The following is a 19,018-nucleotide window of genomic DNA, read 5'->3' on the forward strand; positions in this document are numbered from 1 at the left end:
GTCTGACCTGAGGATTGCTTGCTGCGTTGGTCAGTCATTCTTGGGGAACGGCAATAAAAAAAAGGCCGCTTCCCCAGCAAGGGAAGCGGCCCGTAAGATCTGCGGAGCGAGGATCAAAGGCTCTCGAATCGTTCTGTGTTGCTGACAACGGTGTTGCGTGGAACGCATATCGGCAGCTGCGACTGCCTGGGGAAATGGGTACGGTGGAGGATGCGACTGCAAGCAGTCGACTGTTCTGTGCCGGTCGCCGACTGCCGGCGACCGGTGGTGTGCAGTGGAGTCGCTTAAAACTCCTGCCAATTTCCAGCGTCAACGGTCGACGTGGACGCGCTTGCCACAACGCGGCGTGGTGTTGCCGCGGCACGTGCAGCGGGGCGTGTTGCCGGCCGCTGGTTGCCAGCTGCACTGGCGATCGCCGACAACTTGCGTGCCACTGGCGCGTTCGCATCGACCTTGAACACCGCAGCCGCTTCGGTGAGGTGCTGCGCCTGTTCTTCCATTGCGCGCGCAGCGGCGGTGGCTTCTTCTACCAGCGCAGCATTCTGCTGGGTGGCCTCATCCATCTGGGTAACGGTGAGATTGACCTGCTCGATGCCGGCCGATTGCTCCTGCGACGCAGCGGAAATCTCGCCCATGATGTCGGTCACGCGCTGCACCGAAGACACGATGTCGGCCATGGTACGGCCGGCCTGGTCCACCAGCTGCGAGCCATCGGTCACGCGCTGCACCGAATCACCGATCAGGTCCTTGATCTCCTTGGCGGCAGCGGACGAACGCTGCGCCAGCGTGCGCACTTCGCTGGCCACGACGGCAAAGCCACGACCTTGCTCCCCGGCACGCGCCGCTTCCACTGCGGCATTCAATGCCAGGATATTGGTCTGGAACGCGATGCCGTCGATGACGCTGATGATGTCTGCAATCTTCTTCGACGAAGCCTGGATGCCGGCCATGGTGTCGACGACCTTGCCGACCACTTCGCCACCTTGCGAGGCCACGCTGGCCGCGCCGATCGCGAGTTGGTTAGCCTGGCGTGCGCCTTCTGCATTCTGCTTGACGGTGGAGGTGAGCTCTTCCATTGAAGCCGCGGTTTCTTCCAGATTGGCAGCCTGCTGCTCGGTACGTTGCGATAGGTCGTTATTGCCTGCAGCGATCTCGCTGGCGGCCGAATTGATCGACACTGCCGAAGTCTGGATGTGCCCAACAATGCCGGCTAATTGCGTAACCGTGGCATTGGCGTCGTCACGCATTTGTGCGAACACGCCCTGGAAATCGCCGTCCATGCGTGCGGTCAGATCGCCCGCGGCAATCGCCTGCAACATGCCCGACAGCGCTTGCAGGCTGCCATCGGCGGTTGCCATCAGTTGATTGAGGCTGTCGACCATGATGCGGAAGTCGTACTGGAACTGCGCTGCATCGCCACGTGCACTGAAGTCGCCAGCCGCAGCGGCTTGCGCCAGCTGTTTGATCTGCTGATTCATTGCTGCCAAGTTGTGTTTGACCTGCGCCATGGTCTCGGTCAGTTTGGCTTGTTCGCCGGGCAGGGCGTCCATGTCGTCGCTAAGGTCGCCGATCGCGTAGCGGCCCATGATCTGCGCCAGGCGTGCGGTCACCTGGATGTGGCTGTCGATCAGCGCATTGTTGTCGCCGGCCATGCGGCCGTAATCACCTGGGAATGCATCGGCATTCATGCGGAAGCTCACCTGGCCGGCATCGTGGCGCTTGGCCATGTCCAGCTGTGCGGTAATCAGGTTACGCACCTGCGACTGCATCTTGTCCATGGCCTGCAACAGGCGGCCGGTTTCGTCGCTGGCATCGCTGTGCACGGCGTTGTCGAGCTTGCCCTCGGCAATCGCCTCAGCAGCCTGGGTCGCGCGGCTCAGCGGCCGGGTGAGGCTGCGGGTGATCAGCAAGCCCAGGGTGCCGCTCAGCAGCACCACCAGCAGCGAACCGCCGACCAGCAACTTGCGCGAATCGGCCATCGATTGCAGCGCTACATCTGCCGCTTCGGAGGCGAGCTTGTCCTGAAGGGTGATGTTCTCGCCGATCTTGTCCTGCCATTTCTTCAGTGCGGGCGCGGCCTCGGTAAGCAGCAGCGGCAGCGCCTGGTCGCTGTGGCCGGACATCACCAGGTCGATGATCTTGTTGTTCATTTCACGCACTTTCGGTGTGAGACCGTCGATCTCGGCGCGGATGCCGTCGCCCTGTGGCACAGACGGCATCGCATACAACGCATCGTGCGCTTTGGTGTAGTCGGCGCGTGCCTGCTTGATGGATGCGATAAATTTCAGATTGTCTTCGCTGCTGGTCGGCAACACGACATTGCGTAGCTCTGCAGCGATGACGTAATTGGCATTCATCATGTCGTTGGAAAGGCGGATCTTGGTCATGTTGTTGTGCACCAAGTCATCCACCAGATCCTGTGCGGAGTTCAGGCCGCGGTAGCCGATAAAGGCGATGAAACCGGAGAGCAGGATCAACACGGTGAAGGCGGCAGCCAGACGCGGCCCCACATTGAAACGCAGTAAAAGAGAAGTCATGGAATCGCTCGGCTCAAGAGGGTGGGAGGCGGTTACGTCGACAGGCCAGCAAGGCGCGCGGCGCTCGCGTCTGTTTGTCATCACACCCACTAGTAACGGCGTGGCCTGCAGTCAATTGAGCGGGCTAGGCGAGCTGGTAAAGCGGGTTCTCAGGCAAGTGATGGGCGCGTGCTGATAACCGCGGCGGTATTCCGACACTAGGCAAATTTATGCATTTCATCCGTTGAAAATTGCTGTTTTCAGCAATTCGCTTGATGGCAAAAATCAGGCGCGAAATTACTACTCACATGCTCTGCACACGTCACACGCCTCCACTGCGCACCTGAGCGGCATTCGCATCGCCACGGCAGCCGTTTGCGGCGGACTGTCGTGGCGATGCTACCTTCGCAATCGGGCTCCCAGGCGATCAGAACTCCTGCCAATTGCCCGAATCTGCATTCGATGCGGCGCTGCTCATAACACTGTGACGTGGCGCTGCGGCCGCTGGGGTGACGCGTGCAGCCGGGCGCGGTGCGAAGCGGGCATTGGCCGGTGCGCTGGCAATGGCCGACAACTGACGTGCCACCGGTGCATGCGCAGCCACCTTGAACACCGCTACCGCTTCGGTCAGCTGCTGCGCCTGTTCTTCCATCGCACGTGCCGCGGCAGTGGCTTCTTCCACCAAGGCGGCGTTTTGCTGGGTGGCTTCGTCCATCTGCGTGACGGTCTGGTTGACCTGTTCGATACCCGCGTACTGTTCCTGCGAGGCGGACGAAATCTCGCCCATGATGTTGGTCACGCGCTGCACGCTGGCCACGATGTCGGCCATGGTGGTGCCGGCCTGATCGACCAGCGTTGCACCTTGGGTAACCCGTTCGACCGAGTCATCGATGAGGTGCTTGATCTCTTTGGCGGCACCGGCCGAACGCTGCGCCAGCGTGCGCACTTCAGAAGCCACCACCGCAAACCCACGGCCTTGTTCGCCAGCACGCGCTGCCTCCACCGCGGCGTTCAAGGCCAGGATATTGGTCTGGAACGCGATGCCGTCGATGACGCTGATGATCTCGGCAATCTTCTTGGACGAGCCCTGGATGTCGGACATGGTGGTGACCACCTTGGCCACCACATCGCCACCTTGCGAAGCGACTGCAGCGGCGCCAATGGCGAGCTGGTTGGCCTGGTTAGCGTGTTCGGCATTCTGCTTGACGGTGGAGGTGAGCTCTTCCATCGAGGCAGCGGTTTCTTCCAGATTAGCGGCCTGCTGCTCGGTGCGCTGCGACAGATCCTGGTTGCCGGAGGCGATTTCGCCCGACGCCAGACCAATCGCATCGGCTGCGACCTGGATGCGGCCGACGATGCTGGCCAGTTGTTCGGCGGTGGCATTGGCGTCGTCGCGCATCTGCGCAAACACGCCCTGGTACTCGCCGCTCATGCGTGCAGTGAGGTCGCCGGCGGCGATCGACTGCAGCAGGCTGGAGAGCGACTGCAAATTGCCATCGGCGGTGGCCATCAAGGTGTTGAGGCTTTCCACCATGATGCGGAAATCGAACTGGAACTGCTCGGCATTGCCGCGCGCGGTGAAATCACCATTGGCCGCAGCCTGCGCCAGCTGCTTGATCTCGGTATTCATCGTGCCCAGGTTGTGCTTGACCTGATTCATCGCCGCGGTGATGGCGGCTTTTTCGCCGGGCAGTTGCGGCATGTCTTCAGACAGGTCGCCGATGGCGTAACGCTCGATCAGGTGGATGGTCTGCATCTTGACCTTGATGTGCGCGGACACCAGCTCGTTGGTGTCATTAGCCATGCGGCCGAAGTCGCCCGGGAATGCGGCGGCGTCCATACGGAAGCTGATGTGGCCTTCTTCATGGCACTTGGCCATGCCCAGCTGTGCGGAAATCAGATTGCGCAGCTGTCCCTGCATGCCGTCCATGGCGTGCAACAGCCGGCCGGTTTCGTCATTGGACTGCGCGCTGACGTCGTTGTCCAACTTGCCCTGGGCAATGGCTTCTGCAGCGCGGGTGGCACGCGTCAGCGGAACGACCAGGCTGCGGGTGATCAGCCATGCGAGCACGCAGCTGATCAGCACAACCACCAGGCCGCCGCCGATCAACAGGGCACGGCCGCGGGTCATCGCCGTGGTGGCGACTGCATTGGCTTCCTGGGCGCGTTGGCGCTGCAGCGCCGAATATTCCAACAGCGCGTCCTGCCACGCTTGCGTGGCCGGTGCGGCATGCTGCAACAGCAGGGGCATGGCTTGGGCCGTCTTGCCCGCGAGGTCCAGATCGATCACCTGCTGGTTGAGCGCGCGTGCGGTCTTGTTGTTGGCATCGATCTTGTCGCGAATCGCCTGGGCCACAGGCGTTGCCGAGAAGGCGTAGAGCTTGTCGTGTGCGTCTTTGTAGATGCGGCGCTGCTCTTCGATGATCGACACGAAGTGTTGATTTTCGTCGTCTGGCGTCGGCAGCACGACGTTGCGCAGCTGCACCGCGATGACCGACACCGCGTTATTCATTTCCTGCAGGCGCTGCACGATGACCATGTTGCGGTTGGTCAGCGTATCCAGGCTCTGGCGCGCCTGCGCCAGCGTATACAGGCCGGCGACCACCAGGGCGCAGGACAGCAGGATCAGCGTGCCGAAGGCAAAGGTCAGGCGCTTGCCGACGTTGTAGCGTTGAAGAAGAGCGATCATGGTTGAGATCTCGAGAGCGATGGGCAGGAAAGGGGCGATGCGCTCGGCGCGGTGGCGTACTGGGTACGTTGGTGGCGTCGATGCGGGCCTGCTTCGAACCGATCCATCGCGACGTGCGACACAACGGTCGCAACATCAGCGATTGCAGGGCAGGTATGCATGCTTGGAATTGGTAACGGCAGCAAGCATTGCGGCTGAACTCGCCAGGTCCGAAGCGTATGGGTAGGCGTCACCGAGGTGAGGGTGGTGTGCACAACCCCCTCGAAACCCCTGTCAAACGGGCATTTCGGCGGTGCCCGATATGCGCGCACTCACTTCTTCCTCACGCACTCAGAGCAGGACTTTAGGTGTGGGAGATTGCACGCAGCCTGGCGGTTCGTGTGCACCCATGCCATGGCGCAGCGCCTATCGTGCGGCTGCGCACTTGCAGAAGAGTTCTGCTAACTGCACTCGACGACACACGTGCGCCTAGGTGATGTGCCGTGGTGGCGCAACTGCCTGACCGATGCAGGCAGCGGGCAACTCGCCGGTGTGGGACGCCTGCGCTCGCGCAGCGTCCCGATGCACAAGCTGCCAGGAATTGCTTAGGCAGCGCGACCCAAGCCGCTGCGCGCAGGCACGGCCTGCAGCTGGAACACAGAGACCGCATCGCGCAATTGCTGCGCCTGTTCTTCCATCGAGCGGGCGGCGGCAGTAGCTTCTTCCACCAAGGCGGCGTTCTGCTGGGTGGCCTGATCCATCTGCGCGATAGTCTGGCCAACTTGTTCGATGCCTTGCGACTGCTGCTGCGAGGCCTCGCTGATCTCGTGCATGATGGTGGTAACGTTCTGCACCGAATCGACGATCTCCTGCATGGTGCGACCGGCCTGGCCCACCAACTGGTTGCCGTGTTCGACCCGGCTGACCGAATCTTCGATCAGGTGCTTGATCTCTTTCGCCGCACCGGCCGAGCGCTGCGCCAGCGTGCGCACTTCACTGGCTACCACTGCAAAACCACGGCCTTGCTCACCGGCACGTGCGGCTTCCACTGCGGCGTTCAAGGCCAGGATATTGGTCTGGAAGGCGATGCCGTCGATGACGCTGATGATGTCGGCGATCTTCTTGGACGCAGCCTGGATGCCGGCCATGGTGCCCACGACCTCGCCGACTACCGCACCGCCTTGCGAGGCGACCGTGGCTGCGCCCACCACCAACTGGTTTGCACGGCGCGCATGCTCGGCGTTGTTACGCACGGTGGAGGTGAGTTCTTCCATCGAGGCCGCGGTTTCTTCCAGATTGGCCGCTTGCTGTTCGGTGCGCTGCGACAGGTCCTGATTGCCGGTCGCAATTTCGCTGGCGGCGTCGTTGATGGCAGCGGTGGAGTGCTGGATGCGCCCGACAATATCGGCCAGTTGGGTCACGGTGGCATTGGCGTCGTCGCGCATGCGCGCAAACACACCATGGAAATCGCCGTGCATGCGGGTGGTGAGATCGCCTGCGGCAATGGCCTGTAGCACGGTCGAGAGCGACTGCAAGTTCGCATCGGCAGTGGCCATCAATTGATTGAGGCTGTCCACCATCGCGCGGAAGTCGTACTGGAAGCGCTGTGCGTCGCCGCGTACGCTGAAGTCGCCGTTGGCTGCGGCCTGCGCGAGCAGCCTGATCTCGCTGTTCATCGCCGACAGGTTGGCCTTGACGGTATCCATGGTGTCGGTGAGCACGGCTTTTTCGCCGGGCAGACGGTCCATGTCCTGGCTCAGGTCGCCGATGGCGTAGCGCGACATGATCTGCGCGAGTTTCATCTTGACCGCGATGTGCGAGCCAACCAGCGCATTGGTGTCGCGCACCATGGTGGCGTAAGCACCGGGGAAACTGTCTGCCTGCATCCGGAAGCTGATCTGGCCGGCGTCATGGCGCTGCGCCATGTCGCTTTGCGCGCTCAGCACGCGCTGCAGTTGTTCCTGCATGCGGCGCGTGGTGTCGAGCAGTTGCCCGGTTTCGTCGCGGTCGGCTGCGACGACATGATCGTCTAGCTGGCCCTGCGCGATATTGGCTGCGACTGCAGCGGCGCGACGCACGTTACGGGTCAGGCGCGACAAGGTGTACCACCCCAGCGCGGCGATCAGTAGCGCCAGCACCGACAGGCCGGCAATCGCTTGCCACATCGCGTTGCGTGCGTCGACCAGGTGACGTTCGGATTGCCGCTGCAGCGCCTGCAGCGAGACTTTGCTGAGGTCCCGCATGGTCTGGCCAAGCGCACCGAGCGCGGCATTCCACTGTGCGTCTGCCTTGGCATCGCTGCCGTCCAGGGCGGTACCGAGTGCGGCCAGTGCCGCGCTTGCCTGGGTGGTTTCGATCCTGGCGGCATCGGCCAGGGCAGGGTCGGGCTGTTCCAGCAGGCCCATTGCCTTGTCCAGCTCATGGCGGAAACGCACATGGTTGCGGGCAAGTTGATCGAGCTGCTCGCGCAGCATGGCGCGGCTGTCGCCCGCCTGCGACGGGTCGCTGGCGGCGTCCAGACGGGTTAGGGATTCGGTAGCATCGGGGCTGTAGATCAGCGTGGACACCACCAGGTGGTAGCTCTCGATATATGGGGTGTAGACCAACTGGCTGTCGTCGCGCAATGCATCGAGTGCGGCGAAGGCCTGTTCGCTTACAGCGGCATAGCCTTCGGCGGTAGCACCGGCAACGTGGCGCTGTTGCAGTGCGAGCAATTCCTTCTGGCTGCGTTCGAAGCCAGGCAAGGTGGCAGTGGTGGCAAGCAACTGGGTGAGATCGCGCTCGGCGCGCTGTGCCGCGTCGCTGGCCGCGCTGCCGGTGCCCACATGTGCGCCGTGCAGGTCGGTGATCAGGCCCAGCATCTGGCCAAGCGGCGCATAGCTGCGTAATTCGTTGCTGCTGATGGCGACGCTTTCGTTGAGCTTGCCGCTGTAGAGCAGCACCGGGATCACCAGCCCCGCCAACACGAGCACGCCGATGATGCCGAGTTTCCTGGCGATGGCCAGGTCATCCCAGCGGCTGGTCCAGCGACGTTGCGAAGTTGGAACGGTCTGCGGCAACAGCGTGGGTGAGGTGGTCATCAGTACTTCTCTTGGACGTAAGCAGGCTATCGGCTGACGCCTTAAATACCTTTAGCTGGTCGGCATTGCTGCCGACCAGTCCGGTTCATTCAGTGCTGGCGATTTGCTCAGAACTCGTGCCAGCTGCTGTCGTTGCTGGGCGCAGCGACCACTGCGCGCGGCTTGGTTGCCGGGGCGCGACCGCCCGCAACGACGGCCGCCTTGCGCGCGGGCGTCACTGCCGGGCGGGCCGGTGCCGCACGCGAGACAGGCGCTGCGTCATTGCTATCGGTTTTGAAGACCGCCACTGCTTCGGTCAATCCGACCGCTTGTTCTTCCAGTGCGCGTGCGGCAGCCGTGGCTTCTTCCACCAGCGCCGCATTCTGCTGGGTGGTTTCGTCCATCTGGGTCACCGTCTGGTTGACCTGTTCGATGTCCGAGGACTGCTCCTGCGAGGCGGCGGAGATCTCGCCCATGATGTCGGTCACGCGCTGCACGCTGGAGACGATTTCGGCCATGGTGCTGCCGGCCTGATTCACCAGCGCCGAGCCTTCGGCCACCTTGCTCACCGAGTCGTCGATCAGGCCCTTGATCTCTTTTGCTGCACCGGCCGAACGCTGCGCCAGGGTACGCACTTCCGAGGCCACCACCGCGAAGCCGCGGCCCTGATCGCCGGCACGCGCGGCTTCCACTGCGGCATTCAACGCCAGGATATTGGTCTGGAAGGAGATGCCGTCGATGACCGAGATGATGTCGGCGATCTTCTTGGACGAAGCTTCGATTCCGCTCATGGTGTCGACCACCTTGCTGGCGATCTCGCCGCCCTGCGAGGCCACACTGGCGGCGCCGATGGCGAGCTGGTTGGCCTGACGTGCGCTTTCGGCGTTCTGCTTGACGGTGGAGGTGAGCTCTTCCATCGAGGCGGCAGTTTCTTCCAGATTCGCAGCCTGTTGCTCCGTGCGCTGCGACAGATCCTGGTTGCCGGCAGCGATTTCGCTGGTGGCTGCGCTGATGTTGCTCGCTACACTCTGGATCCGCCCGACGATGCGCGTGAGCTGTTCGGTGGTGGCGTTGGCGTCGTCGCGCATTGTGGCGAACACACCGTGGAAATTACCGTTCATGCGTGCGGTGAGATCGCCTGCGGCGATCGACTGCAACAGTGCCGACAACTTGCTCAGGCTGGTGTCGCTGACTTCCATCATCGCGTTGAGGTCCTGCACCATGCGCAGGAAATCGTGCTCGAACCGCTGCGCATCGCCGCGTGCGCTGAAGTCGCCGGCCGCGGCCGCGCTGGCCAGTCGCTTGATCTCGGTATTGATCGCCAGCAGGCTGGCCTTGGCCGCATCCATCGATTGGTGCAGCACTGCGCGGCTACCCGGCAGGCGGCGTGCGTCGCGGCGCAGGTCGCCGTGGGCGTATTCGTTGAGCACTGCGATCGCATCGACGATCGCGTCCAGGTGCTCGAACATCATGGTGTTGATGCCCTTGCTCAGATCGCCGTAGACGCCGGGGAAGTCCTGCGGCATGCGGTGCGCCATATCCTTGTCGGCGTGCAGCTCGATCATCCGTGTGGTTTCGCTGGAAAAACGCTGCAACTGCGCCTGCATCTTGGCCATGGCGCTGAGCAGCCGGCCTGGCTCGTCGGTTGCGGTGGTGTGCACGTCGCTGTCCAGGCGGCCCTCGGCAATAGCCTCGGCGGCACGGGTGGCGCGGCTCAACGGTTGGATCAGGCTGCGGGTGATCAGCCAGGCCAGCAGGCTGCTGACCACAATCACCGCAATGCCGCCGGCGATCAGCAACGCCCGGCCATGATCCATCGCGATATTGGCATCAGCATAGGCAGCTGCGCCACGGGTGCGCTGGCGCACGGCGTACGCATCGAGTGCGGCCTGCCATTGTTGGTTCGCCGGTACAGCCTGCTGCATCAACACCTTGAGTGCCTCATCGGGCTTGTCGTTCATGCTCAGGTCCAGCACCTGCTGATTAGCAACACGCGCTTTTTCACGCGCAAGATCAATCTGCCGGCGCATCTGCGCACCGGCGGCGTTGGACGGCGGGCGTGCGTAGAGCTTGTCGTGGTTCTGGCTGTAATGCTGCCGCTCTTCCTCGATCACCTTGGCAAAACCGACGTTTTCTTCCTGCGTGGTCGGCAGGACGATGTTGCGCAGGTTGATCGCGATGGCCGAGCTGGCGCTGCGCATCTCGCTGACATATTCGAGGATGGTCATGTTGCGCTTGACGATCGAGTCCATCTGCTCGCGCGCTTGCGCCAAGGTCATCAAGCCAGCGACCACCAGGCCGCAGGACAGCAGGATCAGGAAGCCGAACGCGGCGGAAAGGCGGGTGCCGACGTTATAGCGTTGGAGAAAACCGATCATGAAAAATATCTGCCAGGAAGGCGGGAGAAGGAGGCGGTCCGGTGCAACAGCGGCGGCCTCGCGATCACGCTCGGCACCCGCTGCAATCTCGGGACGACCCCGCGACGTCTATCGCTCGCGCTGGTGGCGAGCGTCGGCTCCGTCCCGATTGCAGGGCAGGTAACGGCGACCCCGTCCTATACTTGAGTTCGCTATTTAGCTTTCGTTATAGCTGGCATCGTTCACGGAATGAGCGGGCGACCCTCGACGATGCGGGCCGGCCGTTTGGTGCTGCGAGGGACCACGAAGCGGCGTGGGCAGGGAAGGGCACCTGGCACGCGCGTCGATACAGACCCGAAGCGCTGCTTCGCTGCAGGTGCTTCAAGTGCGTATCGATAAGTGATTGATCTAAAAAGGATCAGCTGGCCGATGAGAGCCGGTTGCATCGGCCGGCGGGCGAGTTCTCTGGCGGCAGGCCAACGCCCGCCAGGCTGCGACCGGCCTGCGGCGCATTGCCGGTCGGGCGATCAATACAAAGCGGGCCCGATAAAACGTCTGCAGATTGCAAACGTTCGATCGGGCCCTGCGGTGTCGCAAAACGCTGTTGTCTGCGCAGCTGACGCCTGGTGCAGTTGGCATCGGTAGGTCTTACCCACCGATGCCGATCTTGCCCGTCAGAACTCCTGCCAGCTAGTCTCGGCATTCGTCGATGCAGCAAACGCGCGTGGCTTGGCGGCAGCAGTGCCGCCGACGGTGGTCAGCTTGGCGCGCACAGCCTGCGCCACCTTGGCCACAGGTGCGGTGCGGGCGTTGCTGGTGGTGCCGTGCTCGGTCTTGAACACTGCCACTGCCTCGGTCAATCCAACCGCCTGTTCTTCCAGCGAACGTGCGGCGGCGGTGGCTTCTTCCACCAACGCGGCGTTCTGCTGGGTGGTTTCGTCCATCTGGGTGACGGTCTGGTTGACCTGTTCGATACCGGCCGACTGTTCCTGCGATGCGGCAGAGATCTCGCCCATGATGTCGGTGACGCGCTGCACGCTGGCCACGATCTCGCCCATGGTGGTGCCGGCGCTATGCACCAACACCGAGCCATCGGTCACGCGTTGCACCGAGTCGTCGATGAGGTCCTTGATCTCCTTGGCGGCGCCCGAAGAGCGCTGTGCCAGAGTGCGGACTTCCGAGGCGACCACCGCGAAGCCACGGCCTTGTTCGCCGGCACGTGCCGCTTCCACCGCCGCGTTCAAGGCCAGGATGTTGGTCTGGAACGCGATGCCGTCGATGACGCTGATGATGTCGGCGATCTTCTTGGACGAGGCTTCGATTCCGCTCATCGTCTGGACCACCTTGCTAACGATCTCGCCGCCTTGCGAGGCCACCTTGGCCGCGCCGATGGCGAGCTGGTTGGCCTGGCGTGCGCTTTCGGCGTTCTGCTTGACGGTGGAGGTGAGCTCTTCCATCGAGGCAGCGGTTTCTTCCAGGCTGGCCGCCTGCTGCTCGGTGCGCTGCGACAGGTCGTTGTTGCCGGCAGCGATTTCGCTGGCAGCGCCCTTGATCGAGACGGCCGACTGCTTGATACCAGTGACGATCTCGGCCAGCTGCGTGGCAGTGGCATTGGCATCGTCACGCATCTGCGCAAACACGCCGTGGAATTCGCCGCTCATACGTGCGGTGAGATCGCCCGCAGCGATCGACTGCAACAGGCCCGAGAGCGACTGCAGGTTGCCATCGGCGGTGGCCATCAAGGTGTTGAGGCTTTCCACCATCACGCGGAAATCGTGCTGGAAGTTGTCGGCATCGCCGCGGGCGCTGAAGTCGCCGTTGGCGGCGCACTGCGAGAGATGCTTGATTTCGCGATTGACCGACGACAGGTTGTCCTTGACCTTGGCCATGGTGTCGCTGAGCACGGCCTTGTCGCCGGGCAGTGCTTCCATATCTTCGCGCAGGTCACCGATCGCGTACTGGCCCATGATCTGGGACAAGCGCATCATCACTGCCACGTGCGAAGCGGCCAAGTCATTGTTGCCGCGCACGATGGTGGCGAAGTCGCCAGGAAACGCTGTCTCGTCCAGGCGGAAGTTCAGCTCGCCCTGATCATGCCGGCGCTTCATTTCCTGCTGGCCATGCAACACCTTCTGCAACTGCTGCTGCATCTTGCTCATGCTGGCGAGCAGGCGGCCGGTTTCGTCGGTGCCAGTGCTGTCCACGTTGATGGACAGGTTGCCGGCGGCGATGGAATCGGCAACGTGCGAGGCGGTGCCAAGGCGATTGATCAGGCGACGACGGATCAACCAACCGCTCACCAGCGCCACCAGCACGGCGATGCCGCTGCCGATGATCATCGACCAACGGCTGCGGGCCTTTGCGGCCTGCAATGTCGCGCTGCGCTTGACCAGCAATTCGTTTTCCTGTGCTTCGAAGTCGACCAGCAGCTGACGGATCTGGCCCATCGCCGCACGTTCATGGCCAGCCTTGAACTGAGTGAGCAATGCAGACAGTTCGGTGTCGCTGCTTTTGCCACGTAGCGCGATCAAGTTGTCTTCAAAGCCCATGAATTGCTCATACGCCGCATGCAGGCGCTGCAGGCGTTCTTGCTGCACCGGGTTGTCGGCGGTCAGCGTCTTGGCACGGGTGAATTCTTCTTCGAACTGCGCCTTGCCCTTGTTGAAGGGCGTGAGATGCGTTTCCTGCCCCGACAGCAGGAAGCCGCGTGCGCCGGTCTCGACATTGACCGTGGCGATGGACATGGCGCGGCCGGTGGCGATGACCTGATAGGTGTGGTCGTTCATGGCCACTGCTTCCGACAGCTCGGACTGCCCGCGTATCCCCACTGTTGCAACGATCAGGAGCACAAGAACAACTGTGCCGAAGCCCAGTGCCAGTTGTGTCGAAAGACTTAGCTGTTTCATCGAATGAGCCTTGAGCTGGTAACAACAGGAGTAGTGGGGCTGCCTTGCGGCGCTCCGGAATCGACGGTGCTGTGGGCACGGTGCAGTGAGGCGTTCTCGCGCTCGCGTGCATGCCCCATCGCTGACCTAAATAGCGGCGATACCGCGAGGTACTGAAGAGCTTCTTCACGAATTGATCATGCAATTTCGAGAGCGTTTATGTTGGAAAAACCGGCCCCTACCGGTGCTGCCGGCAACTGGCAGCCGTTAAGGCTGACACTATCGATGCGAGACCAGGGCAGGACGTCAACGCAGGCGCGGCTGATGGATCGATGAAGTCTGGAAACGCGTCCGCGAGGCTGATGCAGCCTTGCTGCAGCCAACCGCGTGCTGCTTGGCGATGCCTCTGCGCTAACAGCGTTTGCACATAAAAAAACACCGCGTTCGTTGCCGGACGCGGTGTGTGGGTGCACTCGCCTTGGCAGTGTTAGAACTCGGCCCAATTGGACTCGTTGGATGCCACCGGCGTGACAGTGGGACGCGCCGTCGGGCGTGCAACTTGCGGCTTGGTTGCCTGCTTGCTCACCGCAACTAAGCGCTTAGCGGCGATGGGGCGCACCACAGACACAGCGCGGGTGACTGTTTGCGCTTCGTTCGATAGGCGGAACAGCGCCACCGCTTCGGTGAGTTGCTGGGCCTGCTCTTCCATCGCGCGTGCAGCGGCAGTTGCCTCTTCCACCAACGCGGCGTTTTGCTGCGTGGTTTCATCCATATTGGTCACGGTCTGATTCACCTGCTCAATACCGGCCGACTGCTCCTGCGAGGCTGCGGAAATTTCGCCCATGATGTCGGTCACGCGCTGTACACTGGCCACGATCTCGCCCATGGTGGTGCCGGCGCTGTGCACCAGCACCGAGCCTTCGGCCACGCGCTGCACGGAGTCATCGATGAGGTCCTTGATCTCTTTGGCGGCGCCCGAGGAACGCTGCGCCAGGGTACGTACTTCCGAAGCCACCACCGCAAAGCCGCGGCCTTGTTCACCTGCACGTGCGGCTTCCACCGCGGCGTTTAAGGCCAGGATATTGGTCTGGAACGCGATGCCGTCGATGACCGAGATGATGTCGGCGATCTTCTTGGACGAGGCCTCGATACCGCTCATGGTGCCGACCACCTTGCTGACAATCTCGCCACCCTGCGAGGCCACACCGGCCGCGCCAATGGCAAGCTGGTTAGCCTGACGTGCGCTTTCGGCGTTCTGCTTGACGGTGGAGGTGAGCTCTTCCATCGAGGCAGCGGTTTCTTCCAGATTGGCGGCCTGTTGTTCGGTACGCTGCGACAGATCCTGATTGCCGGCGGCAATTTCGCTTGCTGCACCTCTGATCGACGTTGCCGAGACCTTGATGCCACTGACGATCTCGGCCAACTGTGTGGCCGTGGCATTGGCATCGTCGCGCATCTGCGCAAACACGCCATGGAACTCGCCACTCATGCGCGCGGTGAGGTCGCCGGCAGCGATCGACTGCAACAGGCCCGACAGCGATTGCAGGTTACCGTCGGCGTTGGCCATCAAGGTGTTGAGGCTTTCCACCATCACGCGGAAGTCGTACTGAAAGCGCTCGGCATCGCCGCGCGCGGTGAAGTCGCCATTGGCCGCCGATTGCGCAAGATGCTTGATCTCGGTATTCATCGCCGACAGGTTGGATTTGACCTGCGCCATGGTGTCGGTAAACACGGCTTTTTCGCCCGGCAGTACCTGCATGTCTTCGGACAACTCACCAATCGCATAGCGCCCCATGATGCGGGCCAGGTCTGCCTGCACGGCCAGATGTGATGCGACCAACGCATTGGTGTCGTTGGCCATGCGACCGTATTCACCGGGGAACGCGTCGGCAGCGATGCGGAAGCTAATCTGGCCTTCGTCGTGGCGCTTTGCCATATCGGTCTGCGCGGAAATCAGGTTGCGCAACTGCAGCTGCATCTTGCTCATCGCCTTGAGCAGGCGGCCGGTTTCATCGTTGAACTGGGTGTCGACGTCGTTATCGAGCTTGCCGCCGGCGATGGATTCGGCAGCGCGGGTGGCGCGGCTCAACGGCTGGGTGAGGCTGCGGGTAATCAGCAGGCCCAGCGTACCGCTCAGCAATAGCACCAGCAGCGAGCCGCCGATCAGCAGCTTGCGCGAGTTGTCCATCGACTTCAGCGCGTCTATCGAGGCTTCGGCCGCAAGCCGTTCCTGGCGCGTGATGTTTTCGGCGATCTTGTCTTGCCATAACTGCATGGCCGGTGCAGCCTTCTGTAGCAAGAACGTCTGGGCTTGGTCGCTGTTGCCGGATTGCACCAATTCGACGACCTTGTCGTTGAGCGGCTTGACCGCAGCGCGGCGTTCGTCGATCTGTTCGCGAAGTGCTTTACCGGCCGGCGTTGCAGGCATGGCATAAAGCGCTTCGCGTGCCTTGTTGTAATCGGCGCGCGCAGCCTGCACGTTCTGAATGAATTTTTGGTTTTCCGCAGCGCTGGTCGGTAGCACAACATTACGCACCTGCATGGCAATGATGTAGTTGGCATTCATCATGTCGTTACAGAGTCGAATCTTGACCATCTTCTGATGGACGATGTCTTCCAGCAGCGCGCGGGACGATGTCAAACCGCCATAGCCAATCAATGCAATTAGGCCCGACAGTACGATCAAAATAGCGAATGCGGCGGCCAGGCGTGGGCCGACGTTGTAACGTTGAAGAAGTGCGGTCATGACCGGATCCTTGAAAGCGTTGCGTGATGGGAGTGATGCGGTGACGCCAGCTGGTTGCGGGCTGACGTCTTGCTACGCTCTGTAACGGCGCCGGCATGTATTTTCTGAATATCTCGATATTAAAAAAATATAACCCGAGTCAGGCTCGTGAAAGGAAGTGTAACTTTACTGAATGAAGATCAATTTTATTTTAGAAAAATATGCGGGCGCTACAATTCAATATATTGTTCATTTATAAAGTATATCCTGGCAATCCACTTTAAATGTACTGATGGGTTTGTTTAAGCAGGTGACGAAATAAAAAAGCCGCACTTTGGAGAGTGCGGCTTCAACATCAGCGGCTATTTCGATAGCGTGCAAGGTGTTCGGAGCAACTGCGATGGACGTAACGAATCGTCATTGGGCTGCGGATCATGAGTAAAAGCCGCGATGCACGTGTGATCATGTCGCACCTAGTAACTGCCGCGCCCACCTGGCGGTGAGCGCAGTCGCTCTCGGCGCGGTTCTTAGAACTCGGCCCAATCGGACTCGTTGGACGGTGCCAATGCCACTGCGGCACGGCCCGCCGGGCGCGCAACCTGCGGCTTGGCGGCAGGCTTGCTGAGTGCAACCGGACGCTTGGCGGCAATCTGGCGCACCACCGGCGTGGCACGGGTCACCGCTTCCAGCTCGGCCGACAGGCGGAACAGCGCCACTGCTTCAGTGAGCTGCTGCGCCTGCTCTTCCATCGAGCGTGCGGCGGCAGTGGCTTCTTCCACCAACGCGGCGTTCTGCTGGGTGGCTTCGTCCATGTGGGTGACGGTCTGGTTGACCTGCTCGATGCCGGCCGACTGTTCCTGCGAGGCGGCAGAAATTTCGCTCATGATGTCGGTGACGCGCTGTACCGAGGAGACGATCTCGGCCATGGTGCTACCGGCCTGATTCACCAGCGCCGAGCCTTCGGCCACCTTGCTCACCGAGTCGTCGATCAAGCCCTTGATCTCTTTCGCTGCACCGGCCGAACGCTGCGCCAGCGTGCGCACTTCCGAGGCGACCACGGCAAAGCCGCGACCCTGTTCGCCGGCACGTGCGGCTTCCACGGCCGCATTCAAGGCCAGGATATTGGTCTGGAAGGCGATGCCGTCGATGACGCTGATGATCTCGGCAATCTTCTTGGACGAGGTCTCGATGCCGGACATGGTGGTGACCACCTGTCCGACGACGCTGCCGCCGTGCGAGGCCACACCCGCTGCGCCGATGGCGAGCTGGTTAGCCTGGCGGGCGTGCTCGGCGTTCTGCTTGACAGTAGAGGTGAGCTCTTCCATCGAGGCAGCGGTTTCTTCCAGATTGGCCGCCTGCTGCTCAGTGCGTTGCGACAGGTCGTTGTTGCCGGCCGCGATTTCGCCCGCAGCCGTGTTGATCGCCAGGGTGGAATGCTTGATGCGGCCCACGATGTCGGTCAGACGCTGAGTGGTGGCGTTGGCGTCATCGCGCAGACGTGCGAACACGCCATGGAATTGCCCGTCCATGCGTGCGGTGAGGTCGCCTTCGGCCACGGCGCCGAGCAACTGCGATAGCTTGCCCAGGTTACGGTCGCTGACTTCCATCATCGAATTCAGATCCGACACCATCACCGCGAAGTCGTACTTGAAGCGCGTTGCATCGCCGCGTGCGCTGAAATCGCCAGCGGCGGCAGCTTGTGCCAGCTGCTTGATCTCGGTGTTGATCGACAACAGGCTGGCCTTGGCCGCGTCCATCGCCTCGTGCAGGATCGCGCGGCTGGCCGGAAGGCGGCGTGCGTCCTGGGTCAGGTCGCCCTGTGCGTACTGATTGAGGATGCGCACCGAATCGGTGATGGCATCCAGATGCTCGAAGATCATCGTGTTGATGCCGCCAGCCAGCGTGCCGTACACGCCGGGGAAATCTTCCGGCATGCGGTGGGTGATGTCTTCGGCAGCATGCAGGTGCGACATGCGCGCGGTTTCATCGGTAAAGCGACGCAGCATCTGGGTCATGCCACCGGTGGCGTCCAGCATCTGGCCGATCTCATCCTTGCTGGTCTTGCCGACCTGCACGCTCAGATCGCCACGCGACACCGCCTGGATGGCGCCCAATGCCTTGGAGAGCGGGGTGGTGATGCTGCGCGCGATCAACCAACCAAACGTCACCGACAAGGCGGCCATCAGCAAGGTGCCGATCAGCAGCACGGCGCTGGTGAGCTTGAACGAGGCGGCGCTGGCAGCCACCATGTCGTTGAGCGCTTTGGACTGCTGTGCATACAGTTTGTCGACCGAGGCGAAAAGTTCCTTGCGGATCTCGCCCGATTGCTTGCGTGAGAACTCCATCGCGGCGGCGCGGTCGGGTTCTGCATAGAGCTTGCGCAGCTGCTGGTTGGCCGCGAAATAGCGGGCGCTGGCATCGGTCAGCTTGGCGTACTCGGCCTTCAACGGCGAGGCCGGGCCGATCTTGGCATCCAGCTGCTTTTGGGTTTCGGCGTACTTGGCCTGGATTTCGTCCATGCGCTTGAAGAAATACGCATAGCGTTCCGGGTCCTCGAGATTGACGAACTGGCCCACTTCGTACACACGGAATTCGCCAGCGAAGCCACGCAGCTCAGACAGGCGGCTCAACACAGGCACCACGTCCTGATTGATCAGGGTGGTTTCGCTCTGCATCTGCTTCATGCGCGAAAAACCCAGGCCGCCCAGTAATGCGGTGAGCACGGCACTCAGGCAGAACGCAAACATCAGTTTGCGGCGGATCGGCCAGTCGTTGAACTTGTTCATCACTTCCTCCGAAGCATTTGCT

At 62.0% G+C, this 19,018-nt stretch carries 7 protein-coding genes; all 7 read right to left on the bottom strand.

Annotation, left to right across the window (positions count from 1 at the left end; genetic code table 11):
* Positions 1-284 precede the first annotated feature (284 nt).
* Complete coding sequence (locus tag KWO_RS09875; RefSeq protein WP_017113375.1) at positions 285-2,537, bottom strand: methyl-accepting chemotaxis protein; 2,253 nt, start codon at positions 2,535-2,537, stop codon at positions 285-287.
* 406 nt (positions 2,538-2,943) lie between these two features.
* A complete protein-coding gene (locus KWO_RS09880; RefSeq protein WP_017113374.1) occupies positions 2,944-5,205 on the bottom strand; it encodes a methyl-accepting chemotaxis protein in 2,262 nt (753 codons plus the stop codon).
* Positions 5,206-5,789: 584 nt separating this feature from the next.
* Positions 5,790-8,264, bottom strand: coding sequence for a methyl-accepting chemotaxis protein (locus tag KWO_RS09885; RefSeq protein WP_017113373.1), 2,475 nt, complete (start codon positions 8,262-8,264; stop codon positions 5,790-5,792).
* 107 nt (positions 8,265-8,371) lie between these two features.
* The gene (locus tag KWO_RS09890; RefSeq protein ID WP_017113917.1) at positions 8,372-10,621 is read right to left on the bottom strand and encodes a methyl-accepting chemotaxis protein; all 2,250 of its coding nucleotides are present in this window, start codon (positions 10,619-10,621) and stop codon (positions 8,372-8,374) included.
* A 653-nt stretch (positions 10,622-11,274) separates the two neighbouring features.
* Positions 11,275-13,386, bottom strand: coding sequence for a methyl-accepting chemotaxis protein (locus tag KWO_RS09895; RefSeq protein WP_017113510.1), 2,112 nt, complete (start codon positions 13,384-13,386; stop codon positions 11,275-11,277).
* Between the two features lie 586 nt (positions 13,387-13,972).
* Positions 13,973-16,231 carry a methyl-accepting chemotaxis protein gene (locus tag KWO_RS09900; protein ID WP_017113509.1) on the bottom strand — a complete coding sequence of 753 codons (2,259 nt, stop codon included), beginning with the start codon at positions 16,229-16,231 and terminating at the stop codon, positions 13,973-13,975.
* 506 nt (positions 16,232-16,737) lie between these two features.
* Entirely contained in the window at positions 16,738-18,996 is a 2,259-nt protein-coding gene (locus KWO_RS09905) for a methyl-accepting chemotaxis protein (protein ID WP_017113370.1), read from the bottom strand.
* Positions 18,997-19,018: the final 22 nt, after the last annotated feature.

Source organism: Xanthomonas vasicola pv. musacearum NCPPB 4379, assembly GCF_000277895.2.
Classification (GTDB): Bacteria; Pseudomonadota; Gammaproteobacteria; order Xanthomonadales; family Xanthomonadaceae; genus Xanthomonas; species Xanthomonas vasicola.